Source organism: Paracidovorax anthurii (assembly GCF_003269065.1).
Lineage (GTDB): Bacteria > Pseudomonadota > Gammaproteobacteria > Burkholderiales > Burkholderiaceae_C > Paracidovorax > Paracidovorax anthurii.
Genome location: NZ_QLTA01000020.1, coordinates 36,569 through 62,895, shown reverse-complemented (window position 1 = coordinate 62,895; position 26,327 = coordinate 36,569). Strand labels below are relative to the sequence as shown.

The window sequence follows — 26,327 nt, the reverse complement described above, 5'->3', positions numbered from 1 at the left end:
CGGCGGGGCCTGCACCGCGCGCCGCATCACGTTACGGTGGGTGTTCCATAGCCTTCGGAAAGCGCCTTGAGGTGGGCGCGCTGGCCCTCGCCAAGGTAGGGCACCAGCAGCCCCAGCACGTGCTGCGCGCCGCGCAGCAGCGCCGCCTGGGCGTTCTCGGGCTCCAGCGCATGACGGGGATCGCGCACGTATTCGAAGCTGAGCCAGTAGGTGACCACCACCATCGTGCTGTCGGCCACCGTGTCCAGGTCGCGCGCGCCGATGCGCAAGGCCCCCGAGCGCTCCATGCCCGAGAGCATCGCGCGCACGGCGCGCTCCTTGCGCGCCAGCAGGCCCTGGAAATGCGTTTCCAGGTGCCGGTTGCGCGACAGCAGGTCGTTCAGGTCGCGATAGAGGAAGCGGTACTGCCAGATGCGCTCGAACAGCGAATGCAGCAGGAACCACGCGTCTTCGACGTCGCGCACGCCATCGGCGGCGCCCAGCAGCTCGGACAGCTCGGCCTCGTAGCGCGCATAGAGCGCGACGACTAGCTCGTCCTTGGCCGCGTAGTGGTAGTAGAAATTGCCCGGGCTGATGCGCAGTTCCGCGGAGATGGCCGTGGTGGACACGTTGGGCTCGCCGAAGCGGTTGAACAGCTCCAGCGTTGTCTCCAGGATGCGCTCGGCGGTGCGGCGCGGCGCTTTCTTTGCCATCTCTGCCCCCTTGTCTCGTGGGTGGTGATTGCCTCGGGATTCATGTTCCCTCTCTCCCGAGGCCACTCTAACCGACGGTGGGGCTCAGACCGTTTTGCAGTGCACCATGCGGGGTCTTGAAGGCTTGGTGTCGCAGCCTGCCGCCGCGTTGTCTCGCCGGGGTCGCCCGAGGGGCGTCAAGTGCCGGCCGGGGGCTTGCCGGGCCGCGTAGCGCGCGCCGATGGGCGGGGGCTGCGTGGCGGCTGTGCGGCCGCGGCACGCCGGGCCCGGGGCGTTTCCCGAGGGGATTCCTGGGCCTTCTCCAGTGCCCGGGTGAGGGCGTCGATGCGCTCGTGCAGTGCCTGGATGTCCCGCGAGGTCGGCACGCCCAGGCGCGAGAGCGCCGTGGCGACGCGGTCCTCGAAGACCGATTCCAGCTGGCTCCAGGAGCCCGCCGCCCGGGCGCCCAGCTCGCTCGCGGCGCTGCCCACGCGCGATGCGGCTTCCGCCAGGTGCTGCTGCGCCGCCGACTGGGTGCGCCGCTGCAGCGCCAGGCCTTCCTGCACCAGGGCTTCGAACACCTTGCCGCCCTCCTGCTGGGCCTTCGCGAAGGCGCCCAGGCCCGCGAGCCAGACCTGCTGCGCGGAGTCCCGCGCGGCGCGTGCCGTCGCGGAGGCGCTCTCGCCGCCGGCATCGCTGCCGGGGCCGGAATCGGGGGGTGCGTCGTGGGGTGAACGGGGAATCATCGCGTGTCTCCTTTCCTGCGTGCCGGGGGCCCGGGGCGGGCCTGTCCGACACTCTACGCCGCTCGCTTGCGCCTCGTTACGGCGGTTTGTAACGCAATGGGATAATGCCGTGTTCTGCCACACCGGCTCTTTCCAAGCGACAACTCCATGATTCTGGTCACTGGCGGCGCGGGCTTCATCGGCGCCAATTTCGTTCTCGACTGGCTGGCTTCTGGCGACGAGCCCGTGGTCAATCTGGACAAACTCACCTACGCGGGCAACCTGCAGAACCTCGCCTCCCTGCAAGGCGATGGCCGCCACGTCTTCGTGCAGGGCGACATCGGCGACAAGGACCTCGTCGCGCGGCTGCTGGCCGGGCACCGGCCGCGCGCCGTCGTGAACTTCGCGGCCGAATCGCACGTGGACCGCTCCATCCACGGGCCGGAGGACTTCATCCAGACGAACGTGGTCGGCACGTTCCGGCTCCTGGAGGCGGTGCGGCAGCACTGGCAGTCCCTGCCCGAGGGCGAGCGCGCCGCCTTTCGCTTCCTGCACGTGTCCACCGACGAGGTGTACGGCACGCTCGGGCCGCAGGCCCCGGCGTTCACCGAAGCCCACGCCTACGAGCCCAACAGCCCGTACTCGGCCAGCAAGGCGGCCAGCGACCACCTCGTGCGCGCCTGGCACCACACCTACGGCCTGCCGGTGCTCACCACCAATTGCAGCAACAACTACGGGCCCTTCCACTTCCCCGAGAAGCTCATCCCGCTGATGATCGTGAACGCGCTGGCCGGCAAGCCCCTGCCCGTGTACGGCGACGGCATGCAGATCCGCGACTGGCTCTATGTGCGCGACCACTGCAGCGCGATCCGGCGCGTGCTCCAGGCGGGCCGGCCCGGCGAGACCTACAACGTGGGCGGCTGGAACGAGAAGCCCAACATCGAAATCGTGCAGACCATCTGCGCGCTGCTGGACGAGCTGCGCCCCCGCGCCGGCGGCCAGCGCTATGCCAGCCAGATCACCTACGTGAAGGACCGCCCGGGGCACGACCGGCGCTACGCCATCGATGCACGCAAGATCGAGCGCGAACTGGGCTGGAAGCCCGCGGAAACCTTCGAAACCGGCATCCGCAAGACCGTGGAGTGGTACCTCGCCCACGGTGACTGGGCCGAGGCCGTGACCAGCGGCGCCTACCGCGATTGGGTGGACCTGCACTACCGGCAGGCCGCCGCCACGGAAGCCGCCGCATGAACATCCTGCTCTTCGGCAAGGGCGGGCAGGTCGGCTGGGAACTGCAGCGCAGCCTGTCCGTGCTGGGCACCGTCACGGCGCTCGACTTCGACAGCACCGGGCACTGCGGGGATTTCTCCCGCCCCGCCGACGTGGCCGCCACCGTGCGCGCCCTGCGGCCCGACGTCATCGTGAATGCCGCCGCCCACACCGCGGTGGACAAGGCCGAGAGCGAGCCCGATCTGGCGCGCATGCTCAACGCCACCACGCCCGGCGTGCTGGCCGAAGAGGCCGCCCGCCTGGGCGCCTGGCTGGTGCACTACAGCACCGACTACGTCTTCGATGGCAGCGGCACCCGCCCCTGGGCGGAGACCGACACGCCCGCGCCCCTCTCGGTCTATGGCCGCACCAAGCTCGAAGGCGAGCAGCTCATCCAGGCCAGCGGCGCACGCCACCTCATCCTGCGCACGAGCTGGGTCTATGCGGCGCGCGGCGGCAATTTCGCCAAGACCATGCTGCGGCTGGCGCAGGAGCGCGAGCGGCTCACCGTCATCGACGACCAGTGGGGCGCCCCGACGGGAGCCGACCTGCTGGCCGATGCCACGGCCCACGCCATCCGCCACCTGCACCAGCGGCCCGGGGACGCCGGCCTCTACCACCTCGTGGCAGCCGGCGAAACCCACTGGCACGCATACGCCAGCTATGTGATCGAGCAGGCGCAGCGCCTGCAGCCGGGCCTGAAAATCGCGGCCCGGGACGTGGCCGCCGTGCCCACCAGCGCGTTTCCCACGCCCGCCGTGCGCCCGCACAACTCGCGGCTGGACACGCGCCGCTTCCAGACCACTTTCGGCCTGACGCTGCCGCACTGGCAGGCGGGCATCGCCCGCATGCTCGCGGAAATCCTTTGAGACGCAACCCCCACACAGCACCATGACCGCACGCAAGGGCATCATCCTCGCCGGAGGTTCTGGCACCCGTCTGCACCCCGCGACGCTGGCCATCAGCAAGCAGCTCCTGCCGGTGTATGACAAGCCGATGATCTACTACCCCCTGAGCACGCTGATGCTGGCGGGCATCCGGGAGATCCTCGTCATCAGCACGCCGCAGGACACGCCCCGCTTCCAGCAACTGCTGGGCGATGGCAGCCAATGGGGTGTCGAGCTGAGCTATGCCGTCCAGCCCAGCCCCGACGGGCTGGCCCAGGCATTCCTGATAGGCAAGGACTTCCTGGACGGCAGCCCCAGCGCCCTGGTGCTGGGCGACAACATCTTCCATGGGCACGATTTCGAGGACCTGCTGCGCAGCGCCATGCAGCGCGATCAGGGCGCGAGCGTGTTCGCCTACCACGTGCACGATCCCGAGCGCTACGGCGTGGCCGAATTCGACGACCGGGGCAAGGTGCTCTCCATCGAGGAAAAGCCCAAGGCACCCAAATCCAGCTATGCCGTCACCGGGCTGTATTTCTACGACGAGCGGGTGACGGAATTGGCCGCCAGCCTGAAGCCCTCCGCGCGCGGCGAACTCGAAATCACCGACCTCAACCGCCTCTACCTGGAGCGCGAGGCCTTGCACGTCGAGATCATGGGCCGGGGCTATGCCTGGCTCGATACCGGCACGCACGAGAGCCTGCTGGAGGCCGGGCAGTTCATCGCCACGCTGGAGCACCGGCAGGGCCTGAAGATCGCCTGTCCCGAAGAGATCGCGTGGCGCAACGGGCTCATCGACGACGATCAGTTGAAGCGCCTCGCCACGCCCCTGGCCAAGAGCGGCTACGGCGCCTATCTGTTGCGCCTGCTGGGCGCCTGAGCGCGCATGTCGTCGGCCCCACCCGATCCCTTCCACGCCCAGCTGCTTTCCGGGCTGCAACTGCAGCGCTCCGGCCGGCATGTGCAGGCCGAGGCGGTCTATCGCGGCGTGTTGCAGCGCCAGCCGCGCCACCCGGTGGCCCTGCACCTCGCAGGCATCGTGGCGGGGCAGCTCGGCCGGCCCCTGGAGGCCGTGCAACTGCTGCAGCAGAGCGTGGGCATCCATCCCGCCGATCCCGTCGCCTGGAACAACCTGGCCAATGCGCTCAAGGACGTGGGAGAGATCGAGGCCGCGCTGGCGGCCTGCGACAACGCCCTGGGCCGGGCGCCGGCCTATGTGGCGGCGCTGCACACCCGCGCGACCCTGCTGATGGCGCAATCGCGGCACGCGGAGGCCGTGCAGGCGTTCGAGGCGGTGCTGCAGCAAGACCCCGACCATGCCGCGGCGCTGGGGGGGCTGTGGCGCGCCAAGCTCGAATCCTGCGACTGGCCGGGCCTGGACGCCTTGCGCCAGCGCATCCTCCAGGGGCTGGCGCAGGGACGGCCTTGCCTGCTGCCCTTCGAGGCGCTCACCTTCAGCGACGATGCGGCGCTCCACCGCCGTTGCGCGCAGGCGTTCATCGACGAGATCCGGGCCCGCGAGGACATCCGGCCCATGGCGCATGCGCGGCGGCGCCCGCCGCGGCTCAGGATCGCCTACGTATCGGCCGACTTCCACGAGCATGCGACCGCCTACCTGGCGGCCGAGCTTTTCGAGCGGCACGATCGATCGCGCTTCGAAATCATCGCCGTCTCGCTGGGGCGCGAGGACCAGTCCGCGATGCGCGCACGGCTGCGGCGGGCATTCGACCGCTTCATCGAGGCCCGCGACATGACGGCCGCCGCCATTGCCCGGGTGATGGCCGGCGAGCAGGTGGACATCGCGGTCGACCTCAAGGGCTACACCCGGGACGGCCGGCCGGGCATCTTCCTGCACCGGCCCGCGCCCATCCAGGTCAACTTCCTGGGTTACCCCGGCACGCTGGGCACGGACGTGTTCGACTACATCATCGGAGACCCCGTGGTGACTCCGCTGGAGCATGCCCGGTATTACGCCGAGCGCATCGTGCAGCTGCCCCACTGCTACCAGGTCAACGATGGGCGGCGGCCGATCGCTGCCGCTGCGCCATCGCGCGCGCAGGAGGGGCTGCCCGAGACCGGGTTCGTGTTCGCCGCATTCAACAGCAGCTACAAGATCACGCCGCAGTTCTTCGATGCCTGGATGCGCCTTCTGGCCGCCGTGCCGGGCAGCGTCCTGTGGCTGCTGGGCGAGCATGCCGCCGCGCAGGCGAACCTGCGGCACGAGGCGCAGCGGCGCGGCGTGGCGCCGCAGCGCCTGGTCTTCGCGCGGCGCAAGCCGCTGCCCGACCATCTGGCGCGCCACGCGCTCGCCGACCTGTTCCTGGACAACCTCCCCGTCAATGCCCACACCACGGCCAGCGACGCACTGTGGGCCGGACTGCCCGTGCTGACCTGCATCGGCGAATCCTTTGCCGGGCGCGTCGCCGCCAGCCTGCTCACGGCACTGCAGATGCCGGAACTCGTCGTGAACGATGTGCAGGCTTATGAGTCCATGGCATTGCGGCTGGCGCAAGAACCGAAGGTGCTGGCGGCGCTGCGGGCCCGGCTGGCGGGTGCGCGCGAGGGCAGTCCGCTCTTCGACGCGCGCCGTTTCGCTGCGCATCTCGAATCGGCTTTCGAGCAGATGCATGAGCGTTGGCGGGCCGGCCTGCCGCCGGAACACATCGCCATGCGTGAAGAAGCCGCCGCATCGCATTGACTGCCGCCGTCCCCTTGAACTTTTTTCGTCTTTTCATTGGCGCCTTTCCATGAACGTCATCCGTACCCGCATTCCCGACGTCGTCGTCATCGAGCCCAAGGTGTTCGGTGATGCGCGCGGCTTCTTTTTTGAGAGCTTCAACCAGCGTGCCTTCGACGAGGCCACCGGCACGCGCCATGCCTTCGTGCAGGACAACCACAGCCGCAGCGCCCGTGGCGTGCTGCGGGGGCTGCACTACCAGCTCCAGCAGCCGCAGGGCAAGCTGGTGCGCGTGGTGCATGGCACCGTGTTCGACGTGGCGGTGGACTTGCGCAAGAGTTCGCCCACGTTCGGGCAGTGGGTTGGCGAGGAGCTGAGCGAGGACAACCAGCGCCAGATGTGGGTGCCCCCGGGCTTCGGCCACGGATTCGTGGTGCTGAGCGAGAGCGCCGACTTTCTCTACAAGACCACCGACTACTACGCGCCCGAGCATGAACGCTGCATCGCCTGGGACGATCCAGACCTCGCGATCGACTGGCGCTTCGACGGCCAGCCCAGCCTGTCCGCCAAGGACCTGAAAGGCACGGCCCTGCGCGAGGCCGACGTCTTTGCCTGAAATGAAGCCACAACCCCCTGTGGCGCTGCGCGCCTCGGTGCAGCCGCCAGAGGCGGCAGCTCTTCAGGGCCGTCCAAGCCTGCGCAGGCAGGCTTGGAGCCGCGGCCTTCAGCCCCTTCTCTCGCCGCGCTAAGCGCGGCGGGAAGGGGGACGACGCCGGTGGCCGGGCCAAGCCCGCTCCACGGCGTCCGCTGGCATGGCCTGCTCCGCGGCCTCCGGACAAGAGGCGCGGCGCTGGTTTTATGCGTTGCGGGTGGCGCGCAGCGCGATGGAAAACCGAGGTGCAGGCCGACCGTGTTCAGCGTGCTGGCGGCGCGAGCGCCCGCTGCACGGAGCGGTAGAGCCGGTCGGAGCCGAACTGCGCGTTGTCCGGGTCGAACGAGAACATGTTGTGGCCCCGGGGCACGAGGGCGCCCTGCCAGCGGGGCTCCACGAAGAACGACAGAAACTCCGCGCCATGCCGCGCATGCCGCTCGAAGACCTGCTGCATGGCTGCCGTGTCCATGGCCTTCAGCGGGTGAAATTCGGTGATGCCGTAGCGCGATTGCCCGCTGCGGGCCAGCCAGTCGAAATAGGACTGCCCATAGGTCGGCTCGCCGTAGAGGCTCACGCCCAGGCGGATGCCGTCCAGCGGGCGCAGCGATGCCTGGATCGCGAACTTGTTGGCATCCCAGCTCGGATTGGTGAAGGGAATGATCTGGTGCGTGTAGCGCGGGACGTCGCGCAGGCAGGAGCGGGCCACCTGTGCATCGAAGAAGCGCAGATAGTCCACCACCTGCTGGGCCCGGAACGCATGCCACAGGGGGACCAGGGGGTTGTAGTAGTACGACGCGTTGGGTTGCGGCGAATCGATGTGCGCCTGCACGGCGGCGCCGGGTGGGGTAGCGGCAGGCAGCGGGTGCTGCGGCAGCAGCCGTGGCGTGCTTTGCTGGCGGTCCATGATGGCGATGTCGCGCGTGCCCAGGTGCGTGAGCGCTCCGGGCGATGCTTCCAGGAAGACATCCAGCCGGTGCAGGCCGGCAGGCAGGCGCTTGAAATCCAGATCGATGCGCCAGCCGGTATTGGCATCGCCGAATTCGGGCTTGGCCGCCAGCACGTCCTGGCGGCCCCACCGCACGGCGGTCCTGCCCACGAAATCTCCGTTGCGGTAAACGTGCACCCATGCGGGGTGCCGTGCCGTGGCCCCTTCCACATGGGCCCAGCCCGAGACTGGAAGAGTGCCCTGCGCGAACGCGTCGATGTGCTCCGTATAGCGGCGAAGGGGCTCGAAGCGGATGTCGCGCGACGGCGGAACCACCTCGTCGAACGAGGCGTAGTCGGCGCCGACCACGCGGTTGAGCTGCTCGATGCGGCCGAAGGCCTGTCGCAGGTAGCGACGGAATCCCGCTACCGAGTCCGCGCTGTAGTCGGTCACACGGTACGGGCCGTCGAAGCCCATGCCGGCCTGGAAGTTCGGGAACAGGTGGTGCAGCTCTCCCAGCAGCGTGACCCCGCGAATCTTGGCGCGGTCCTGCGGCGCCATCCGGCAGGCCGCGTCCAGCACGGCCTGGACGGCCTGCACGCGCCGTTCGGTGAGCGTGTTGCGCGTGGTGGCAAAGGTCCAGTTGAAGACCTTCGAGTCGTAGTAGTCGTCCATGCCCAGGGGGCCGTCGCGGGTCTGGCCCATGTTCGAGGGGTCGGCGGCCAGCGTTTCCTCGATCGGTGCCTGGGACGAGAAATGGGTGGAAAACAGATACAGGATGGCCGGGCGCGGCGCATCCATCAGGGTGCGTACCAGCCGGCCGACCATGTCGTCGTCGATGCGCCAGCCGCCATCTTCGCCCTGCCGGAAAAGTCGCAGCAGCGGGACCGGCAGCGTGTAGCCAAGCTCCACGCCGGCGTCCGGGCGCGCTGCGGGCTGCAGGGCTTTCAGCGTGGACTCCACCAGCGCTGCCGCGGAGCCCTGGGGCCCCCGGCACAGCGGCCCCAGGTCGTCCATCGATGCCGGCAGGTCTGCGGTGGACAGCACGCAGGGCTCGATCACCCCGATCATCGGCGCCAGCAGCAGCTTGGGCGCGTGTGGGGCCTGCGGGGCAGGGGCGAGCCGATGGAAGAGATGCGCGCCCCCCGCGCCGGCCAGAAGAACGCTGGCGGCGGCGAGCATCATCGCGGAGTGCAGGAAAGTCGGGCGGAAGGGATGGGCCATTGCGTGGAGAAGGTGCGCCGGAAGCGCTGTGCGCGTGGCCTGCGACTGTAAGCGACGCTTGGAGGACTGTGGCGGGCATGGAGCACGCCCCGGCTACACTTGGGCCCGCGCAGGGCGCCCGGTTTTCTTCCTCTCATCCTCTCCCCGCTGCGCCGTCCCTTCGCGGGCATTCCCAGCATTTTCATGACGACGAACACCCTTCCCGAACGTACAGAGCCGATAGCTGAAGTGCCCACCGCGCAGCGCGCCCCTTTGGGCGAGTTGCTGGTCCAGTCGGGCAAGCTGAGCGCGCGCGATTTGGAGCGCGCTTTGTCCGCCCAGCAGGAAATGGGAGGGCTGATCGGCCGCGTGCTGGTACGGCTGGGGCTGGTCTCCGAGCTGGATGTCATCCAGGCGCTCTCGCGCCAGCTCGACATCCCGCTGATTTCCGCCAGCGACTTCCCGGAATTGATGCCGGAAGTGGAGGGGCTGCTGCCTGAATTCCTGCAGGCCAACAGCGTCTATCCGCTGTATGTCAGCGACGACCGGCTGCATGTGGCCATGGCGGTGCCGCAGGATCAGTTCGTCGTCAAAGCGCTGCAACTGGCCACGGGCTATGCCGTGGCACCCCATCTGGCGCTGGACAGCGACATCGAGAAGGCCCTGGCGGAACCCGTGGAGCAGAGGGGCGAGGACGAAGCTGATGACGGCTTCGGCGATGGCTCCGATGGCGGCGACTTCGTCGAGCACTTGAAGGACCTGGCCAGCGAAGCGCCGGTCATCCGCCTGGTGAACACCATCATCGGCCGCGTCATCGACCTGCGTGCCTCGGACATCCACCTGGAGCCCTTCGATGACGGCCTGCACGTCCGCTACCGGGTGGACGGTGTGATCCAGCTGGGGGAGCTGGTGCCTCCGCGCCTGAGCGCTGCCGTGAATTCGCGCGTCAAGCTGCTGGCCCACCTGGACATCGCCGAGCGGCGCTTGCCGCAGGATGGCCGCATCAAGACGCGCGTCAAGGGGCGCGAACTGGATCTGCGGGTCTCGACCGTGCCCACGGTGCACGGCGAGAGCGTGGTCATGCGGGTGCTGGACCGTGCCAGCGTGCGGCTGCAACTGGAAACCATGGGTTTCGAGAAGGACACGCTGGAGCGCTTCAACATGCTCCTGGCCAAGCCGCACGGCATCCTGCTGGTCACGGGGCCGACCGGCTCGGGGAAGACCACCACGCTGTATGCGGCGCTGTCGAAGATCGACGCGACCTCCAACAAGATCATCACCGTGGAAGATCCGGTGGAGTACCAGCTGGAGGGCATCAACCAGATCCAGGTGCATCCCCAGATCAACCTGACCTTCGCCAACGCCCTGCGCTCCATCCTTCGCCAGGATCCCGACATCATCATGATCGGTGAAATGCGCGATGGCGAAACCGCGCAGATCGCCGTGCAGTCGGCCCTTACCGGCCACCTGGTGCTTTCCACCCTGCACACCAACACCGCGGCAGGCGCGGTCATCCGCATGAAGGACATGGGGGTGGAGGGGTACCTGATCACCTCGTCGGTCAATGGCGTGCTCGCCCAGCGCCTGGTGCGGACACTGTGCAAGCATTGCAAGGAGCCCTACGAGCCGGGCGAGGAGGTCCGGCGCAGCACGGGCCTGGCGCGTTTCAGCACGTTCGGGCAGGCCATCTACCGCGCCGTGGGGTGCGAGCATTGCCGGGGCTCCGGATACCGGGGGCGCACGGGGATCCATGAGCTTTTCGTGCTCGATGAGCCCATGCGCCGCGCGATCATCGAAGGCAAGGATGCCAATGCCCTCAATGCACTTGCCGCCCAGGGAGGCATGCTCAACCTGTACGAGGACGGTTTGCGCAAGGTTGCCGCGGGCATGACCACCCTGGACGAGCTTGCCCGGGTGACACAGGACCAGGGCGATGCCTGATTTCATCTGGCGCGCCGTCGCGACGACCGGCAAGATCGTCGAGGGCCGGCTGGGCGCTCCCAGCGAGGCCCAGGCTCTCAAGCAACTGCGGGCTCAGGGGCTCACGCCCCTGAGCATCGGCGACGCGGCCGGTGCGCCGGTGGCAGCCCCGGCACCGCGCGGCGGGTCCACCGGAGAGGTCGCCGGCATCGCGGGCGTTTCCAAGGGGCGTGCGGGCAAAGGGCCCGTGAAGGCCGCCGACGTGCTGGCGCTTACCTCCGAGCTGTCCATCATGCTGCGGGCCGGCCTGGCGCTGGACAATGCCCTGCGGGTGCTCATCGACATGAGCCACAAGCCCAGCATGGCCACGCTGCTGCACGGCATCCTGGATGCGGTCAAAGGGGGCACGCCACTCAGCCGGGCGTTGTCGCAGCATCGGGACCTGTTTGGCGATTTCTACATCAACATGGTGCGCTCGGGCGAGGCCAGTGGCCAAATGTCGGCCGTGCTCGAGCGCCTCGTCGATCACATGGAGCGCCAGCGCGCCCTGCGCGACAGCGTGATCTCGGCCACCATCTATCCGGCCATCCTGCTGGGGGTTGCCGTGCTGTCGCTCATCGTCATGCTGGGCTTCGTCGTGCCGCAGTTCGAGAAGCTCTTCACCGACATGGGGGATGCACTGCCCATGCCCACGCAGATGGTCATGGCGCTCGGGCATGCCTTCACGCGCTATGGCCTGCTGATAGGCATCGGCGCGCTGGGCGTGGGGCTGCTGGTCCGCCGCTGGGCCATGTCGCCTGCGGGGCGGCTGTGGTGGCAGGCCCGCCTGCTGAAACTGCCGCTCATGGGGCGGCTCGCGCTCAAGTACCAGTTGACGCTTTTCTCCCGCTCGCTGGGCACGCTTCTCGGCAACGGCGTGCCGATGCTCACCGCGCTGCACATTGCCACCGAAACGGTGGGCAATACCGTCTTGCGGCAGGCCCTGGAGCGTGTCGCTCCGGTCGTCAAGGAGGGCGGGAAGGTGGTCCAGGCCATTTCCGCCACGGGCATCTTCGAGCCGATCGCCATCAACCTGATCCGCGTGGGCGAGGAGACGGGGCGCATCGGCCAGATGATGCTGGAGCTGTCCAATATATTGAACCGCGAGGTGGAAACGGGTATCAAACGCCTGCTCACGCTGGTGGAGCCCGTGCTCATCCTCGTGCTTGGTGTCCTGATCGCCGCCATCATTGTTTCCATCCTCCTGGGGATCCTGTCCATCAATGACCTCGCCGTATAATTTTCGTTTGTCCAAGGAGTCCTCTCCCATGGCGCATTCCCGTGCTGGCCGCTCCTGTGGCATCCCTATGCAACGCAAATCCGCTCGCGGCTTCACCCTGATCGAACTGCTGGTCGTGCTGGCCATCCTCACGCTGCTGGCAGGTCTGGTCGGCCCGCGCGTGCTGAACCAGCTCGGCGGTGCGAAGTCCAAGACCGCCGGCGTGCAGATCGCCGATCTCGATAAGTCGCTGGAGCTGTTCAAGCTGGACGTGGGGCGCTACCCCACCACTGAGGAAGGGCTGGATGCGCTGGTCAAGCGCCCCGGTTCCGTGAATGGCTGGACGGGGCCTTACCTCAAGGGCGGCGTGCCCACGGACCCCTGGGGCCATCCATACCGCTACGCCAATCCGGGCCCGAATGGCGGCATCGAGATCCTCTCGCTGGGCTCCGATGGTGCGCCTGGCGGCGAGGGTGAGGCGGCCGACATCCGCAACAGGCCCTGATTCCCTCGTTTTCCTGTCGTTCCGTCATGCGGCGCGAGCGCGGTTTCACGCTGGTCGAATTACTGGTGGTGTTTGCCATCATGGCGCTGGTGGTGGGGCTCGCTCCCATGGCGTTCGATCGGCTGCGCGATTCATCGCACTATCGCGACACCGTTCGCACCATGCTGAACCAGATGCGCTCCGCGCGGTTTACGGCGATGGTCGAGGGGCGCGAGGTCCGCTTTTCGGTTGACCTGAGAAATCGCCTGTATGGCACGGATGCGGCCATGAGATCCTTGCCGCAGCCGTTGCAACTGCGTGCCATCGTCGCGGGGACCGAATTGACCGCGCAGAACCAGGCATCCATCCGGTTCCTGCCCAGTGGCGGCGCCACGGGCGGCAGCATCGAAATACTCCGTGCGCCCGGTGTGGGTACGCGTCTGCGGGTGGATTGGCTCTCTGGGCGTGTGACCCAAGAGGCATTGACGCAATGACGCCGCGCGCGCATCGCGGGCAGCGAGGCTTGACCTTGCTGGAGTTGCTGGTCGCTTTTGCCATCATGGCGCTGTCATTGGGCATGCTGTACCGGGCCATTGGCGGAAGTGCCCGCAGCGTGGCGGATGTGGATCGCTATCAGCGCGCGGTCGTCCTGGCGCAGTCGCTTTTGTCGCTGCGGGATACCGTGCCCGAGCAAGGCTTGACGCAGAGCGGCGAATCCGCAGGCTATCAGTGGCGGATTGTCAGTGCGCCCTATGCCACCGAGTTCAATGGCCCCGCTGTCCCGCCGCTGCATGAGGTCAGCATCGTCATTTCCTGGTCGGATGGTACCCAGATTCGCAATTTTGAATTGAGCACGCTGCGGCCCCAACGCAAGCCGCCAGAGCCGGGGCGAAGCTGATGAGTGCAAGGCTGGGCCCGATGCGCCGTGAATATGGTTTCACGCTGGTGGAACTGCTGGTGGTGATCTCGCTGCTGTCCCTGGTGATGCTGGCGATGGGGTCGGCATTGCGCACCACGGCGCAGACGGAAGAGCGTGTGGATGCGCGTCTCCAGCGTGTCGATGAATTGCGCGTGACCGACAGTTTCCTGCGATCGATACTGGGCCGGGTGTCCATGCGCAAGAAGCTGACGCCCGTCTCGATGGATGAGAGCCCGTATTTTTTCCTGGGGGGACCGCAGGAAATGGTGTGGGTGGGTGTCATGCCTGCGCGTTATGGAGCCGGAGGGCGCCATTATTTCCGTCTGGGCCTGGAAGACCGGGTGAACGGGAAGGCCCTGGTGCTCAGGTTCCTGCCGTTCATGGATACGGGAGCGGCGCCGGATTGGGGTGCTGCAGACAGCTACGTGCTGGTGCCTTTCGTCACCAGCTTCGTCCTGCGGTATGAAGATCCTTCCCAGGAGCCTCCGCAATGGGGGGCGCCGTGGACCCCCATCGACAGATTGCCGCAACGCGTGGCGATCAATCTGCAGACGACCTTGGATGCGTGGCCGGAGATCGTCGTGCCCTTGCGTGTTCTGCCGGGCAGTGATGCCTCAATTGGCGGCGCGACCTTCGGGGGGAGTCGGTGACCATGGGTTTGCGATATTCACGTCAGCGACAGCGACGGGGCTCCATGGGCATGGCATTGATCGCTGTTCTCTGGATGGTGGCGGCTCTCAGCATCATCGTTACCGGAGTTACGCGCTCCATCCGCGAAGAAGCTCGCATGATGACGCTGGCGCGTCAGAGCGTCCAGGCGCAGGCCTTGGGGGATGCGGCCATACAGCTTGCACTGCAGGCGATCGTTGCGAACAACTCCCCCATCGATCGCCTGGTGCAAGCAGACATCAGATATCGCGGTGTGGCCATGCAGGTCCGTGCCGTGCCGCTGAACGGGCTGATCGACATCAATGCGGCGCCCATTCCTTTGCTGGCACGCCTGTATGCAGTCGCTGGAGGGCTCAATCCGGGTGACGCGGAAGCCCTTGCCCAAGCTACGGTGCAGATGCGGGAGCAAAGGGGTGTGACCGGGCTGCAGGAGCGCTTCGAGGCGGAGGAGGACCTGTTGAGAGTGCCGGGGGTCGATTACAGCCTGTATGCTAGACTTTTTCCTCTTATCACTGCCGACTTGCGAGGGCGTGGGCTCGTGAATCCCATGGCTGCTCCAGTGGAGGTTTTGTCCGTTCTGGCAGGTGGGAATCCAAGCGCAGCCATCAGTGTTGCGGCCAAGCGTGACGCGGGGGCCAGTGGAGTAGACACCACGGCTCTGGATGCTGCTTTCCTTGACAGTTCTGCGGTGCGTCGGTTGCGCATGGAGGCGCGTGTGCCGATGTTGGACGGCACTTGGCTGCGTGTTTCCCGTAGCGTCGATTTGACTGCGCGAGCCCGTGATGGGGCGCCGTGGTTTTCCTTTCGCACGGGCTCCAGTGTGGAGCCGGTGGTTCGCAATCCTTGAGAAGCCATGCCATCTATTTCATCCGAGGCCCGTTTTCTGGGAATCGACCTGCGTGTGTTGGGCCGCGAGATTTACCAGTCGTGGGTGCACATGCATGACTGGCCGGTCTTTTCATGGCTGACGCCTGCCATGCCGGTTGTCGTTCTCCATCCCAATGGACAGCAAACGGTCTGGCTGGGAGAGGAGCGGAAGGCGCGGGCTGAAAACTTGGGGAAGACTCGCTTCACCGCCATCGAGCTTCCCGAAGATCTTGTATTGCGCCGCTCGTTCACCCTGCCTCCGGTGGGGGCTGCGGATGTGGCGCAGGCCAGTGCGCTGGAAGCTCGTGCCATCAGCCCCTTTGGTGCGCAGGATTTGGTGTGGGGGCATCGGCCCCATACCCTCTCCCAAGGGAATGCCCGCGTGGAGCTGGTGCTGGCATCACGCAAGCAAATCGCCCAATATCTGATGTCCAAGTCCGGGCGTTTGGCTGCTGGCTCGGACCCTGAAGTCTGGGTGCTGTCCAGCGAAGGCAAGCCAATCGTATTGGGCGGATATGGCGAAGGCTTGCGCAAGGCCCATGCCGTGAAATGGCGTCGCACGGGGTACGGATTGATGGGAGTGGCGGGGATGCTGCTGGTGGCCATCGCATTGACGCCCAGCCTGCAACTGCGCTCTCGCGCTCTGGAGGCGGCGCAGTCGTATACGGATGTGGCAACACGGACCGCTGAGATTGTTCGCCAGCGCGAATCGCTCATGCAATCGTCGGAAAAGCTCACCATGCTCTCGGAGGTATTGGCCACTCGCCTTGAACCCCTGAAAGTGCTCGATAAGCTCACGCAACTGTTGCCAGACGACACGGCTTTGCAGAGCTTCAGATTGCAAGGCACCAAAGTCACCATCGTCGGCATGACCGGCAATGCATCTTCCTTGATGCAACTGCTGGGCAATGAGTCCGGTTTCCGGGAGGTTCGCGCACCTTCCGCCGCAATGCGGATGGGCAATACGGGCAAAGAGACTTTCTCCATCGAGTTCACGCTGGACCCTCAGGTATTTGGTGCTCCCGTCAGCACGCCGTTGAAGCCGGCGGTGGCTTCTGCGAGCGTGGCGCCCGCGTCAAACGGATCCACTCCGGGCAGTGCTGTTTTGCCATCTGCAGCAGCGGGAAGCGCTACTTCGGTAGCGCCCGTATCGACTCCGGCCACTCCTCCCGTAGCGGCTCGTGCGGCGGTGTCTCCTGGGGGGGCGACCTTTGGTGGAGTCGCCACGGCTCCTGGCGATGCGGGGCCCAAAGGTGCTGCGTCTTCTTCTGCTTCTGTGGTCCGCAACAAATAATGAAACGCATGCCCTCACGCGAGATCGCGGTTCTCGCTGGTACTCTGGTCCTGGGCCTTCTGCCCCTGGCATTCATGGGCTGGTATGTCGCGCAGCGGCACATGGCCGCGCAAGAACGGCTTGAGCAACTGGAGCCGCGCTATGCCAGGTTGCTGGGCCTTGAGGCCCAGAAGGCAGACATCGATGCTGCCTTGAACAGCGCCACCCAAGCGCGTGCACAGTACGTCTATCCCGCCAGCCAGGATGCCAATCAGACGGGGAACGTGGCGCAGCAGAAGGTGCGGGATATCTTCAGTGCAGCGGGGTTGCAGGTGAGCAGCAGCCAAGTCTTGCCTGCTAAAGAGGAAAAGGGTTTTGACCGCATTCCACTCAATGTACGCGCGGAAGGCGACATGCTTGCCATGCAAAGTGCTCTCGCTGTATTGAATGGGCAACTTCCCATCATCGTGATCAATGAGTTGGAAGTGCAGGTCCTGGGGGCTTTTGGCAGTCTGGATCCCAAGATCGTTCCCCGTTTGTCCATTACGTTCGGACTGAGCGTGCTGCGGGAGCGGTCATGAAGCGCCATGCCCTGCGTGTTCTTTTGCTGCTGAATGCCGGACTCGCTTTGCTGCTGCTGTGGATGTGGGTGTCCCCGGATGGGGCGATCCGCAATATCCACTGGCAACCCCCTGAGCCCCGTAAAGTGGATCTGGAAGGTCTGGTGCCAGTCGTGCCTGCCGTAGGATCGACGGATACCCGGGCCTTTGTGGCCATGTTGGACCGACCGCTTTTTTCGGGTACTCGCCGGCCTCCGCCCCCACCGCCCCCCCCGGCAGCGAACGAACCTCCTCCGGACAATCTCTCCTCGGCTCGGTTGTCAGGGGTCTACTCTGGCGAAGGACAGGGAGGGGTGATCATTCAAGTGGCGGGTAAGCAAAGGCGCCTGCGCTTGAACGACAACGTCGACGGCTGGGTGCTGACCTCCATACAGGATCGTGTCGTGACTTTCGGCCGGGGTGGCGAGGTGCGGACGCTGCTGCTCCCCCGTGCGGCGGTCACCGTTTATTCCGGCGCGCCGCTGCCTGCGTCGGCTGGTGCTCCGAGAGGGGCCGCGCAGCCGCCTGCACCACCACCCGGAGGAGTGGGGGAGCCCCTGCCACCTTCACGCCGTGCCACCTTCGGTGGAACACGAGTTCCTTGAGTTTTGCGCGCCGACGCGCTCTTCCCGTTTTCTGGGCACGTAGTCATGATTTCTTATCGATACGCTTTTTCATCCGTTGCATTGGCCGTATGCCAGTTGGCTGCTGCGCAAGTGCAGCAAAAGCCCGAAGCTGCGGCTGCAACCAACGTGGTCACCGAGTCTGCTGGGGGGAATCGACCGGCTGTTGCAGTGGGTACGACAGCCAATGATGGTTCCATCGCAAAGCCCGGTGGTGATGGCGCGGGTGAGGGCAGCCGTGAAGACAAGGGCAGTCAGCCTCGTCTTTTGCGCGGCAACGACATCATCCTGGGTGAACCCAAAGCAGTGCCGCCGATCACTGGTGCTCCCATGGCATTCAATTTCGAGGAGGCTCCAGTCTCGGAGGTCGTGCGCACGATCTTGGGTGACATTGCCAAGGCGAACTACGTGCTGCATCCCCCCCTGAATGGAACGGTAACGCTTTCCACGCGCAATCCCATTCCGCCTGATCAGGCCATGTTCCTGCTGGAGAGTGCTTTGCAGGCAAACGGCTTGGCAATGTTGAGGGATGCCCGCGGGACATACCACGTCGGCCGCCCAGACGCACTGCGGGCCATCGGGGGAACGCTTCGGCAGGTGAAGAGTGGAGAGCCTCTTCCCCCAGGCTATGGCGCCATCATCGTGCCGTTGCAATACATCGGCGCTGCTGAAATGGCGTCCATTCTGCGGCCCATGGTGGCTCCAGATGCGATCGTTCGTGTGGACAATGTCCGCAATTTGCTGGTTTTGTCCGGAACGCGCACGCAGGCTGAAGGGTGGCTGGATCTGGTCAACACCTTTGACGTCGATCTTCTCAAGGGCATGTCCGTGGGGGTCTTCCCGCTCAAGTATGCATCCATCAAAGAGGTGGAGGCTGCGCTGCGTGTCGTGAGCGGTGGGGCGGCGCCTGCCACGCCTGCTGCGGGTGCAGCCACGGGATCCGCCATCGCTGCAGGGACTGCCGGTGCAGCCAATCAGGCCAATGCCGGGGCGGCAGCTCTGGGGGAGGCCAATCCATTGTTTGGTGCATTGCGCATCATGCCGATCGAGCGGATCAACAGCATTCTTGTCGTTACGCCGCGAGCTGCCTATCTGGATGAGGCTCGCCGCTGGATCGAGAAGCTGGACCAACCCAATGACAACGGTTCCGAGCCGCAACTGTTCATCTATCACGTCCAGAATGGCAATGCCAAGCATTTGGCGGGTGTGTTGAGCGGCATTTTTGGTGGCACCCAAGGCAGTGGAGCCACCGCCAACAGTGGTGTGGCTCCAGGGCTCGGGGGGACATCGTCCAATTCTTTTGGGCAGTTCGGGTCAAATAATGCGTTCGGCAACACGGGGTTTGGCAATTCCGCGTTCAGCAGTACCGGATTTGGGTCATCCAGCGCATTCAGCAGCCGTGGAGGCGGGTCGGGTAGCAGTGGCTTCGGCTCCATGCAAACCAATCGCAACAACCAAAACCAGAGTGGTAGCACGCAGGGCGTTGTCGGTACCAATATAGGTACGGTGCGCGTCATGGCCGATGAGTTGAACAACTCCGTATTGATCTGGGGAACCAAGTCAGAATATACGAAGATCGAGGCCACGCTGAAGCGGCTTGATCTGCCCCCGACGCAGGTGTTGATCGAGGCTTCCATCGTGGAGGTGACATTGGATGACACGCTTCAATATGGTCTCCAATGGTCTTTCAGCGCAGGCGGCCCGTCCGACTACACGGGGACGGGGTCGTTGCTGAATAGTGACAACAGTACAGGGTCGTTGCCAAGCTCTGCGCGTGCTGGATTCACCTACTCCTTGGCAAATCCTCTGGGCAGGGTGCGCGTCGTCCTCAATGCATTGGCTACGAAGAGGTTGTTGAAGGTCATTTCAAGCCCATCATTGATGGTGCTGGATAACCATACGGCCATGATGAGCGTGGGTAACCAGCAGCCTGTTCAAACTGCCAGCACCACGTTTGTCGACAACACGAATGCCCAGACCAGCACGATTCAATACCGTGACACGGGTGTGAGTCTTTCCGTCACGCCGTCGGTGAACGCTGGCAATCTGGTCACGATGCAAATAGACCAGACGGTCACAGACGTCTTGGCAGATAGTTCGGGCAGCGTATCTTTGCAACCCGTGTTCCAGCAGCGCCAGATCACCAGTAAGGTGGCGGTCCGCTCGGGTGAGGCCATCGTGCTTGGTGGTTTGATCAGGGATACGAGCAATAATTCGAAGTCGGGCGTGCCATTCCTGCAGGAAATCCCATTGGTGGGGAATCTTTTCAGCAATAACGGAAAAACCGGTAATCGTACCGAGTTGCTGGTGGTGATCACTCCCAAGGTTGTGCGCACGGATATCGATATTCGCGAGGTCAGCGATGAATTGCGCGATCGTCTCAAGGGTCTTCAGGTTATTGAACTCAGAGAGTCCGGTCGAGTCAATCCTGCGCCAGGGGGCACGCAGCCAACGGTCCAGCCCTTGCCGCCTCAGTGAGGTTGGTTCTTCTTCTATCATCATTTCTATGCGCTTCAATACTATTTACCGGAAAGCAATTCGACCTGCCGCTGTTACCTTGGGTGTTCTCGTTCTGGCTGGCTGTGCCGCCATGCAGCCAACGACTCCTGAGCAGCAGGTAAAACAGCGCGCCAATGAATATTGGCAGGCTCGGATTGCCGGGCAGTCCGAAAAATCTTATGCACTGACACCTCCGTCGTACAGGAAGGCTCACACCAAGGAGCAATTTGCCCGGCAGTTTGGTAATGCGGCATCCGTGTTGTCAGCCGAGGTGGTCGGTGTGAAATGCGAGGCGGAAAAGTGCACTGCCCGGATGAAGTTGATGGCCAAGCCCGCCATCATCGGGATCAAACTGGACGCCATTGATACCTATCTGGACGAGGTCTGGATATCGGAAGATGGACAGTGGTGGAGGTACCAAGACCTCTGAGTCCTTCGGCTCTTCCATCAATGGGGGTGGCTTGATAAGTCGCTTCACCCCGTTCGTGGATGGAAGTGCTCGTCATCTTGTGCCCAGCGGGTTGCGCCCAGTTCGCTTACGCGGCTGGGCGTTGTTACGTCTGACAACCACCGTGGATGGTTGTTTGTGATTGAACGTCTTGGGGGGAGTCAGCCCGTCTCTGTGCTGGCGAGCCATGGGGTGTGACGGCAGGGGAAAAGTGTGCAAATTTAGGATTTTTTGCTTGGGAATGCACATTTCTTTTGGTATTGTTCGCCCCCGAGGCTTGTGGAGGTATGGAGGTCGCAAACCCGCTGAGCGAGGGTGCTTGGTTCGGGTTCTTCCGCTTCGACAGGCCCCGCCCAAAAAATGGTCGGGCTCATCCCCGCCTTGCTGGGATGGCTCCGTATGCGGCACGCCTCTCATCCACTGTTGCATTTCATCAACAGGCGAAGGTTCGGCAGGTGTTCCGTAGTACAGGGCTTGAATGCGCTGTGCTACTATTCTTTGGCGTAATCAATCGTGGTAGTTGCGCTTACCAACTTTTTAACTGGAGTTCTCGATATGAAGAAAAATGTTCTGGCCCTGAGCATTGCTGCCATGATTGGTGGCCTGGGCTTCGCCGGCGCTGCATCTGCTGATGTGGTGCGTGGCACGGGCGTGGGCGGCGACGGCGGTACCATCACCAACGGTGTGTGGATTCCCGACGCTGGTACGGCTCCTGCCAACTGGCGTCTCACGGCCACGGGCGCAACGGGTCTCCAGCTGTCGCAAGGCGGCAACGGCCACTCGCTGGTGGTGCCTTACTTCAATGCTCAGAACGGCAACATGACCGTTCTGCACGTGGTGAACACCGACACCGTGCACGGCAAGCTGGCCAAGGTGCGTTTCCGCAGCGCTGCCAACTCCGACGATATTCTGGACTTCCAAGTGTTCCTGTCGCCTGGCGACGTGTGGACCGCTGCTGTGACGGCTGATGCCAACGGCATTGCCCGCCTGACGACCGGCGACGGCACCTGCACGCTGCCTACGATCACCCGCAATGTGGCGCAAACTTTCAATACGGGTCGTCTGAGCACGCTGGCTGGCGACATCGCCAACCAAACGCGTGAAGGCTACGTTGAAATCTTCAACATGGCCAACATCGACTCCAACGCCATCTACGGTGCGAACCGCAACGCCAACAGCGCTCTGTACACGGCTATCAAGCACGTGAGCGGCACGGCTCCTTGCACGGCAACCGCCCTGAGCGCAACGCTGGCCAACGTCACGACCGAAGCGCAAGCCCGTCAACTGGGTCTGGACACGCCGACGGCTGGTCTGCTGGGTGACTGGTACATCATCAACGTGGCCCAATCCACGACCTTCTCCGGCGCTGCTACGGCTGTGACGGCTACGGGTGGTACGGGTGCTGGCGCTGGCCGTGGCAACTTCGTACACTTCCCGCAAAGCGAACTCCAGGCGCCTACGCCTGAAACGTTCACGGCTGACCCGCTGTTCCGCGTGGCATACACCCGTACCGGCGCGAACGCTGAAGTGACGACGGCCGCTCTGGTCGCCGCCAACTACGATCTGCCTGACCTGTCCACGCCTTATACGCTGAACGCTGGTGGCACGGCTGTGGTGGACACCCGTGTCCAAGCCTACAACCTGACGCGCGCTCTGGCCGTGACCTCCATCACGAACCAGTACGCCAATGATCCGACGATCACGGCCAAAACCGACTGGGTGTTCTCCATGCCCACCCGTCGTTACAGCGTTGCCGCCAACTACAACGCAGGTGCTACGACGGCTGCCAACTACCGCCTGTTCACGGTGCTCGATACGGGTTCCGCAACGAACACGCTGGCCACCAACTACGCTGCATGGTTCGCTCCGGAAAACACCGCCCTGCAAGGCGGCCTGATCTGCGTGAACTCCACCGGCCAGTCCTTCTTCGATCGTGAAGAAACGACGACGACGAGCGGCGCCGTGTTCTCGCCCACCACTGTGTCGCAGACCCGCTTCTGCGGCGAGACCAGCGTTCTGAGCTTCGCTGACGCCAACACCTCGGTGCTGGGCGCTTCCGTGGCACGTCAGAACGTGGCATCCGGTTCCTTCGTGAACGGCTGGAGCGTGGTGCGTACCACCAACAGCTTCCAGACGACCCTGGGTCCTGTCTATGGTGCTACCGCTGGTACGGCCAACGCTGTGCAGTACAACTCGCAAGCTGGTCTGCCGATCCTGGGCGCTTCGTTCATCAAGCTGACGAACCCCCAAGCTTCTGCAGGCACCGTGGGCACCTACGGCATCACGTGGCCCCACCGTTTCACGGCTGCTCAGTAATAGGGCACTTTTCGCGGCAACGCGAAACCAAAAAGGCGGGGGTTTACCCCCGCCTTTTTTTTGACTGTTACACCTGTTGGATGCTGTAAACGATGAAGCGTTTTTCTCTCCGGTTTGTTTCCTGGGCCATGGCGGCTTCGCTGGGTGGTCTGACTTCGACCGTCTGGGCTGCAGACCCCGTGTTGATCCAAAATGATTCCGTGTCGATCAGCACGGCAGACATGCAGGCGGACTCGCTGCGCATGCCCCCGGAGATGCGTGGCACCGTGCTGAGCAAGCCCCAAACCGTGCGGCAGATCGCAACCAATCTCTATACCCGTCGTGCCCTCGCGCAAGAGGCGCAGACCCAATCCCTGGACAAAGACCCCGCAGTGGCCGCTGCCCTGCGCATCGCGCGTGATCAGGTGCTGGCAGACGCTCTGATGCAGCGCATGGACCAGGCCAACACGCTCAGCGACGCCAAGGCCGAGCCGCTGGCGCGCACGCTCTACAAGGCTAAGCCCGAGCGATTCCAGGCCCCCGAGCAGGTGCGGGTGCGGCACATCCTGATTGCTGGCACGACGCCTGAAGCGCAGGCGCAGGCCGAGAAGCTGCTGGCGGATCTCAAGGGGGGCGCGGACTTCGCCACCCTGGCCAAGGAGCGCTCCGCAGACAAGGGTAGCGCGGAACGCGGCGGCGATCTCGGTTTTCTGGCCAAGGGGCGCACCGTGCCCGAATTCGATCAGGCGGCCTTCGCCCTGCAGAAACCCGGTGAACTCAGTGGTGTGGTGAAGACCCAGTTCGGCTACCACGTCGTGAAGCTGGAAGCGCGGCGCCCGGCAGGCCTGAAGCCTTTCGAGGAAGTGCGCGACGAACTGTTGGCCGAGGTGCGCAAGACCACCCAGGATGAAGCGCGCATGGCCGAGGTGAACAAGCTCCAGAAGAATCTCAAGGTCAACCAGGAAGCCATCGACGCCTACGCGGCCAGCCACGCCGCGCCGGCTGCCGCTGCCAAGCCTGCCCCTTGACAACGTGAGCGCCTGGGTACGGGTTGGCCATCGCGGCGGCTGCCACGGCGCCTTGCTCCGGCGCTGCTCGGCGGCATCGCCTGTGGCTTCACGCCTCGCTCCCGTGCCCAATCCCGGTTTCGCAGGGATGGCAAGCCCGTAGCGAAAGCCAGGCGGCGGTCGGTCTGAACGCCGCTTTTTCCTGCCCGTTGTTGTGAGTTGAATTGTTGGATGCAGACGTTATGCAATGAACTGCGCGCGTTGTGGACTGCGCGTTCCCTGGTGTGGGTGCTCACCCGGCGCGAGGTGGCAGCCCGCCATGCGGGCACCGCGGTCGGGGTGCTGTGGCCGTACCTGCAGCCCCTGCTCACCGTGGCGGCCTACTACCTGGTCTTCGACGTGGTGTTCTCCATGCGCCTCGGGGACGGTGCGCCCACGCGCGCGGTGGGGACCTTCCTCGTGGTGGGCGCCTTGCCCTGGATGGCGTTCTGCGACGCGGTTTCGAGGGGCATGAACAGCCTGATCGAGTCCGGTGGCCTGCTCCAGAAGAATCCCTTGCCCCCGGTTCTGTTCGCGGCCCGCTCGGTGCTGGCGAGCGCGATGATCTACGGGCCGCTGCTGCTGCTGGTCGCCGCCATCTACAGCCCGCTACACGGATTCCGCGGAGCCCTGCTGGCGTTTCCCGCGTTGCTGGCGCTGCAACTGCTGCTGAGCGTGCTGATCGGCTATCTGCTGGCGATCCTGGCGGCGGCATTGCGCGATACGGTGCAGCTGGTCGGCTTCCTGCTTTCGGTGGGGATCTACCTCACGCCCATCCTGTTTCCGCTCACGCTGTTTCCCGAGAACTGGCGCTGGGTGCTGTGGCTGAATCCCATGACGGCGCTGGTCATCGGGTACCAGCAGGTGCTGCTGCAAGGGGCCTGGCCTCCGCTGAGCGTATGGTGCGCGGCGCTTGGCTGGGCGGCCGTGGTGGCCGTGGCCCTGAATGTCGTGGCGGCACGCAGCCGTGATCAGTTGGTGGATTGGCTATGAGCGGGACCCTGGTGGACGGCACGGCGGCGATGGGCGATACCGTGCTGACGGTGAAGAACGTGGGCAAGGAATACCGGCTCTACGCCTCGCCACGGCAGCGGCTGAAATCGCTGATCACGGGCCGCTCGACGCACCGCAGCCACTGGGCGCTGCGCGACGTGTCGTTCGAGTTGCGGCGCGGGCAGTGCATCGGGGTGATCGGCGACAACGGCGCGGGCAAGAGTTCGCTGCTGAAGCTGCTGGCGGGCACGCTGCAGCCGTCCACGGGCACGATCGAGCGGGTGGGGCGGGTCACGGCGATCCTGGAGCTGGGCGCGGGCTTCCACCCGGATTTCAGCGGGCGCGACAACCTCTACTTCGGCGGCAGCCTGATCGGCATCGACCGCGAGGAGATGGCGCGGCTCGAACCGGAGATCGTGGAGTTCTGCGAGCTGGGCGAGGCGCTGGACCGCCCCGTCAAGACCTATTCGTCGGGCATGTCGGTGCGGCTGGCGTTCGCGCTCGTGACGGCGGTGCAGCCCGACATGCTCATCATCGACGAGGCCCTCGCCGTGGGCGACCAGCATTTCCAGAAGAAGTGCGTGGACCGCATCATGGCGTTCCGAGACGCGGGCTGCACCATCCTGTTCTGCTCGCACAGCCCTTACCACATCCGCCACCTGTGCGATCTGGCCCTCTGGCTGGATGGCGGGCAGGTGAAGCAGTTCGGCGCGACCGAGCCGGTGCTGGGGGCCTATGACGTGCATTCCCGCCTGCGCAACGCGGCGCTGCCCGGCGCCGGCCCGGCCCATCCGGCCGGGGCCGACGGCACGGCAGCGCATGCCGGAGGCGATGCGGCGCCGGACAGCGGCGCGCCGCTGGGCGATGGCGCCGATCCGGCCGCCGCACCGCCGGCCGGGCGGCGCGCCCGCAGCGGCAACACACCGGCGCGCGACGACGGCTCGGCCCGCATCCTGTCGGTGGACATCGACGGCCTGGGCGAACCCGAGGGCGAGCAGTTCGGCCGCCTGGAGGGCTCCGATCTCGTGGTGCGCATCGTGGTGCGGGGCCGGGGCCAGGAGCGCCCGAACATCGGCTTCATGATCGAGCAGTCACGGGGCGTGGGCATCACGTCGCTGGCGACGCACGAGGAAGGCGCGCAGCCCGTGCCGCTCGGCGATGGGCGCTGGCAGTCGGTCCTGACCTTCCCGGATCTGCCGCTGCATTCCGGCGACTACGTGATCAGCGCGTTTCTCTTCGACGAGAGCGGGCTGGTGGTCTACGACGAATGGTTCCAGTTCCTGAACTTCAACTGGGTGCGGCACACGCTGATGCCGGGGCTGGTGAAGCTGCCGCACCACTGGGGCTGATGCCGCCTGCATGGCAGCCACTGGCACCCAGCGATCCATGTGCTATTGATTTAATAGCTGAATACGTAGATTTCTC

Annotated in this window: 23 protein-coding genes; 20 read left to right on the top strand and 3 right to left on the bottom strand. The window is 65.1% G+C overall.

What is annotated here, in order from left to right; all coding sequences use genetic code 11:
• Positions 1-26: 26 nt before the first annotated feature.
• Together AX018_RS11785 and AX018_RS11780 are read right to left on the bottom strand one after the other, a co-directional pair.
• The gene (locus AX018_RS11785) at positions 27-692 is read right to left on the bottom strand and encodes a TetR/AcrR family transcriptional regulator (RefSeq protein ID WP_111877476.1); all 666 of its coding nucleotides are present in this window, start codon (positions 690-692) and stop codon (positions 27-29) included.
• A gap of 176 nt (positions 693-868) precedes the next feature.
• Positions 869-1,417, bottom strand: coding sequence for a phasin family protein (locus AX018_RS11780; protein WP_111877475.1), 549 nt, complete (start codon positions 1,415-1,417; stop codon positions 869-871).
• Between the two features lie 147 nt (positions 1,418-1,564).
• On the opposite strand from AX018_RS11780, the gene rfbB reads away from it, so the two are divergent.
• The 5 genes from rfbB to rfbC are packed head-to-tail and all read left to right on the top strand — an operon-like array spanning position 1,565 to position 6,845.
• Positions 1,565-2,647: a dTDP-glucose 4,6-dehydratase gene (gene rfbB / locus AX018_RS11775; protein ID WP_111877474.1), complete on the top strand. Its 1,083-nt coding sequence runs from the start codon at positions 1,565-1,567 to the stop codon at positions 2,645-2,647.
• Positions 2,644-3,534 carry a dTDP-4-dehydrorhamnose reductase gene (rfbD, locus tag AX018_RS11770; RefSeq protein WP_111877473.1) on the top strand — a complete coding sequence of 297 codons (891 nt, stop codon included), beginning with the start codon at positions 2,644-2,646 and terminating at the stop codon, positions 3,532-3,534. Before rfbB ends, rfbD begins: the two co-directional genes overlap by 4 nt.
• 22 nt (positions 3,535-3,556) lie before the next feature.
• Positions 3,557-4,432, top strand: coding sequence for a glucose-1-phosphate thymidylyltransferase RfbA (gene rfbA, locus AX018_RS11765; protein ID WP_111877472.1), 876 nt, complete (start codon positions 3,557-3,559; stop codon positions 4,430-4,432).
• 6 nt (positions 4,433-4,438) lie between these two features.
• On the top strand, positions 4,439-6,250 hold the full coding sequence (locus tag AX018_RS11760) for an O-linked N-acetylglucosamine transferase, SPINDLY family protein (protein WP_111877471.1): 1,812 nt from the start codon (positions 4,439-4,441) through the stop codon (positions 6,248-6,250).
• A gap of 49 nt (positions 6,251-6,299) precedes the next feature.
• Positions 6,300-6,845: a dTDP-4-dehydrorhamnose 3,5-epimerase gene (gene rfbC / locus AX018_RS11755; RefSeq protein WP_111877470.1), complete on the top strand. Its 546-nt coding sequence runs from the start codon at positions 6,300-6,302 to the stop codon at positions 6,843-6,845.
• 298 nt (positions 6,846-7,143) lie between these two features.
• On the opposite strand, the gene AX018_RS11750 is transcribed toward rfbC, so the two are convergent.
• Positions 7,144-9,030 carry a hypothetical protein gene (locus tag AX018_RS11750; protein WP_245951527.1) on the bottom strand — a complete coding sequence of 629 codons (1,887 nt, stop codon included), beginning with the start codon at positions 9,028-9,030 and terminating at the stop codon, positions 7,144-7,146.
• A 183-nt stretch (positions 9,031-9,213) separates the two neighbouring features.
• Between AX018_RS11750 and gspE the strand changes: the two genes are divergently transcribed.
• From gspE to AX018_RS11670, 15 genes are all read left to right on the top strand, one after another.
• Complete coding sequence (gene gspE, locus AX018_RS11745) at positions 9,214-10,950, top strand: type II secretion system ATPase GspE (protein ID WP_111877468.1); 1,737 nt, start codon at positions 9,214-9,216, stop codon at positions 10,948-10,950.
• The gene (locus tag AX018_RS11740; RefSeq protein WP_111877467.1) at positions 10,943-12,208 is read left to right on the top strand and encodes a type II secretion system F family protein; all 1,266 of its coding nucleotides are present in this window, start codon (positions 10,943-10,945) and stop codon (positions 12,206-12,208) included. The genes gspE and AX018_RS11740 overlap by 8 nt, the downstream gene beginning before the upstream one ends.
• A 28-nt stretch (positions 12,209-12,236) precedes the next feature.
• Positions 12,237-12,692, top strand: coding sequence for a type II secretion system major pseudopilin GspG (gene gspG, locus AX018_RS11735; protein ID WP_111877466.1), 456 nt, complete (start codon positions 12,237-12,239; stop codon positions 12,690-12,692).
• Positions 12,693-12,718: 26 nt separating this feature from the next.
• Entirely contained in the window at positions 12,719-13,165 is a 447-nt protein-coding gene (locus AX018_RS11730) for a GspH/FimT family pseudopilin (protein WP_111877465.1), read from the top strand.
• Positions 13,162-13,569: a type IV pilus modification PilV family protein gene (locus AX018_RS11725; protein ID WP_111877464.1), complete on the top strand. Its 408-nt coding sequence runs from the start codon at positions 13,162-13,164 to the stop codon at positions 13,567-13,569. The genes AX018_RS11730 and AX018_RS11725 overlap by 4 nt, the downstream gene beginning before the upstream one ends.
• A 20-nt stretch (positions 13,570-13,589) precedes the next feature.
• Positions 13,590-14,240, top strand: a complete 651-nt coding sequence (locus AX018_RS11720; RefSeq protein WP_245951526.1) for a prepilin-type N-terminal cleavage/methylation domain-containing protein — start codon at positions 13,590-13,592, stop codon at positions 14,238-14,240.
• Between the two features lie 50 nt (positions 14,241-14,290).
• On the top strand, positions 14,291-15,106 hold the full coding sequence (locus tag AX018_RS11715; RefSeq protein ID WP_170146235.1) for a type II secretion system protein GspK: 816 nt from the start codon (positions 14,291-14,293) through the stop codon (positions 15,104-15,106).
• A 6-nt stretch (positions 15,107-15,112) separates the two neighbouring features.
• Positions 15,113-16,420: a PilN domain-containing protein gene (locus AX018_RS11710; RefSeq protein ID WP_111877461.1), complete on the top strand. Its 1,308-nt coding sequence runs from the start codon at positions 15,113-15,115 to the stop codon at positions 16,418-16,420.
• Positions 16,421-16,428: 8 nt separating this feature from the next.
• On the top strand, positions 16,429-16,980 hold the full coding sequence (gene gspM / locus AX018_RS11705) for a type II secretion system protein GspM (RefSeq protein WP_245951525.1): 552 nt from the start codon (positions 16,429-16,431) through the stop codon (positions 16,978-16,980).
• A gap of 668 nt (positions 16,981-17,648) precedes the next feature.
• Complete coding sequence (gspD, locus tag AX018_RS11695) at positions 17,649-20,099, top strand: type II secretion system secretin GspD (protein ID WP_111877459.1); 2,451 nt, start codon at positions 17,649-17,651, stop codon at positions 20,097-20,099.
• A gap of 28 nt (positions 20,100-20,127) precedes the next feature.
• Positions 20,128-20,550, top strand: a complete 423-nt coding sequence (locus AX018_RS11690; protein ID WP_111877458.1) for a hypothetical protein — start codon at positions 20,128-20,130, stop codon at positions 20,548-20,550.
• Between the two features lie 573 nt (positions 20,551-21,123).
• Positions 21,124-22,884 carry a cell surface protein gene (locus AX018_RS11685; protein ID WP_111877457.1) on the top strand — a complete coding sequence of 587 codons (1,761 nt, stop codon included), beginning with the start codon at positions 21,124-21,126 and terminating at the stop codon, positions 22,882-22,884.
• Between the two features lie 92 nt (positions 22,885-22,976).
• Positions 22,977-23,891, top strand: coding sequence for a peptidylprolyl isomerase (locus AX018_RS11680; RefSeq protein WP_111877456.1), 915 nt, complete (start codon positions 22,977-22,979; stop codon positions 23,889-23,891).
• 210 nt (positions 23,892-24,101) lie between these two features.
• The gene (locus AX018_RS11675; RefSeq protein ID WP_111877455.1) at positions 24,102-24,902 is read left to right on the top strand and encodes an ABC transporter permease; all 801 of its coding nucleotides are present in this window, start codon (positions 24,102-24,104) and stop codon (positions 24,900-24,902) included.
• Positions 24,899-26,251, top strand: a complete 1,353-nt coding sequence (locus tag AX018_RS11670) for an ABC transporter ATP-binding protein (protein ID WP_245951524.1) — start codon at positions 24,899-24,901, stop codon at positions 26,249-26,251. The genes AX018_RS11675 and AX018_RS11670 overlap by 4 nt, the downstream gene beginning before the upstream one ends.
• The last annotated feature ends 76 nt before the right edge of the window (positions 26,252-26,327 follow it).

Bases quoted from the DNA above. Each gene is read 5' to 3' on its own strand.
- AX018_RS11680 (WP_111877456.1), top strand. From the start codon at position 22,977: ATGAAGCGTTTTTCTCTCCGGTTTGTTTCCTGGGCCATGGCGGCTTCG.
- AX018_RS11720 (WP_245951526.1), top strand. From the start codon at position 13,590: ATGCGCCGTGAATATGGTTTCACGCTGGTGGAACTGCTGGTGGTGATC.
- AX018_RS11760 (WP_111877471.1), top strand. From the start codon at position 4,439: ATGTCGTCGGCCCCACCCGATCCCTTCCACGCCCAGCTGCTTTCCGGG.
- AX018_RS11715 (WP_170146235.1), top strand. From the start codon at position 14,291: ATGGCATTGATCGCTGTTCTCTGGATGGTGGCGGCTCTCAGCATCATC.
- AX018_RS11710 (WP_111877461.1), top strand. From the start codon at position 15,113: ATGCCATCTATTTCATCCGAGGCCCGTTTTCTGGGAATCGACCTGCGT.
- rfbA (WP_111877472.1), top strand. From the start codon at position 3,557: ATGACCGCACGCAAGGGCATCATCCTCGCCGGAGGTTCTGGCACCCGT.
- AX018_RS11675 (WP_111877455.1), top strand. From the start codon at position 24,102: ATGCAGACGTTATGCAATGAACTGCGCGCGTTGTGGACTGCGCGTTCC.
- AX018_RS11690 (WP_111877458.1), top strand. From the start codon at position 20,128: ATGCGCTTCAATACTATTTACCGGAAAGCAATTCGACCTGCCGCTGTT.
- AX018_RS11670 (WP_245951524.1), top strand. From the start codon at position 24,899: ATGAGCGGGACCCTGGTGGACGGCACGGCGGCGATGGGCGATACCGTG.
- gspG (WP_111877466.1), top strand. From the start codon at position 12,237: ATGGCGCATTCCCGTGCTGGCCGCTCCTGTGGCATCCCTATGCAACGC.
- rfbB (WP_111877474.1), top strand. From the start codon at position 1,565: ATGATTCTGGTCACTGGCGGCGCGGGCTTCATCGGCGCCAATTTCGTT.
- gspE (WP_111877468.1), top strand. From the start codon at position 9,214: ATGACGACGAACACCCTTCCCGAACGTACAGAGCCGATAGCTGAAGTG.
- rfbC (WP_111877470.1), top strand. From the start codon at position 6,300: ATGAACGTCATCCGTACCCGCATTCCCGACGTCGTCGTCATCGAGCCC.
- AX018_RS11785 (WP_111877476.1), bottom strand. From the start codon at position 692: ATGGCAAAGAAAGCGCCGCGCCGCACCGCCGAGCGCATCCTGGAGACA.
- AX018_RS11730 (WP_111877465.1), top strand. From the start codon at position 12,719: ATGCGGCGCGAGCGCGGTTTCACGCTGGTCGAATTACTGGTGGTGTTT.
- AX018_RS11685 (WP_111877457.1), top strand. From the start codon at position 21,124: ATGAAGAAAAATGTTCTGGCCCTGAGCATTGCTGCCATGATTGGTGGC.
- AX018_RS11725 (WP_111877464.1), top strand. From the start codon at position 13,162: ATGACGCCGCGCGCGCATCGCGGGCAGCGAGGCTTGACCTTGCTGGAG.
- AX018_RS11780 (WP_111877475.1), bottom strand. From the start codon at position 1,417: ATGATTCCCCGTTCACCCCACGACGCACCCCCCGATTCCGGCCCCGGC.
- AX018_RS11740 (WP_111877467.1), top strand. From the start codon at position 10,943: ATGCCTGATTTCATCTGGCGCGCCGTCGCGACGACCGGCAAGATCGTC.
- gspM (WP_245951525.1), top strand. From the start codon at position 16,429: ATGCCCTCACGCGAGATCGCGGTTCTCGCTGGTACTCTGGTCCTGGGC.
- AX018_RS11750 (WP_245951527.1), bottom strand. From the start codon at position 9,030: ATGGCCCATCCCTTCCGCCCGACTTTCCTGCACTCCGCGATGATGCTC.
- rfbD (WP_111877473.1), top strand. From the start codon at position 2,644: ATGAACATCCTGCTCTTCGGCAAGGGCGGGCAGGTCGGCTGGGAACTG.
- gspD (WP_111877459.1), top strand. From the start codon at position 17,649: ATGATTTCTTATCGATACGCTTTTTCATCCGTTGCATTGGCCGTATGC.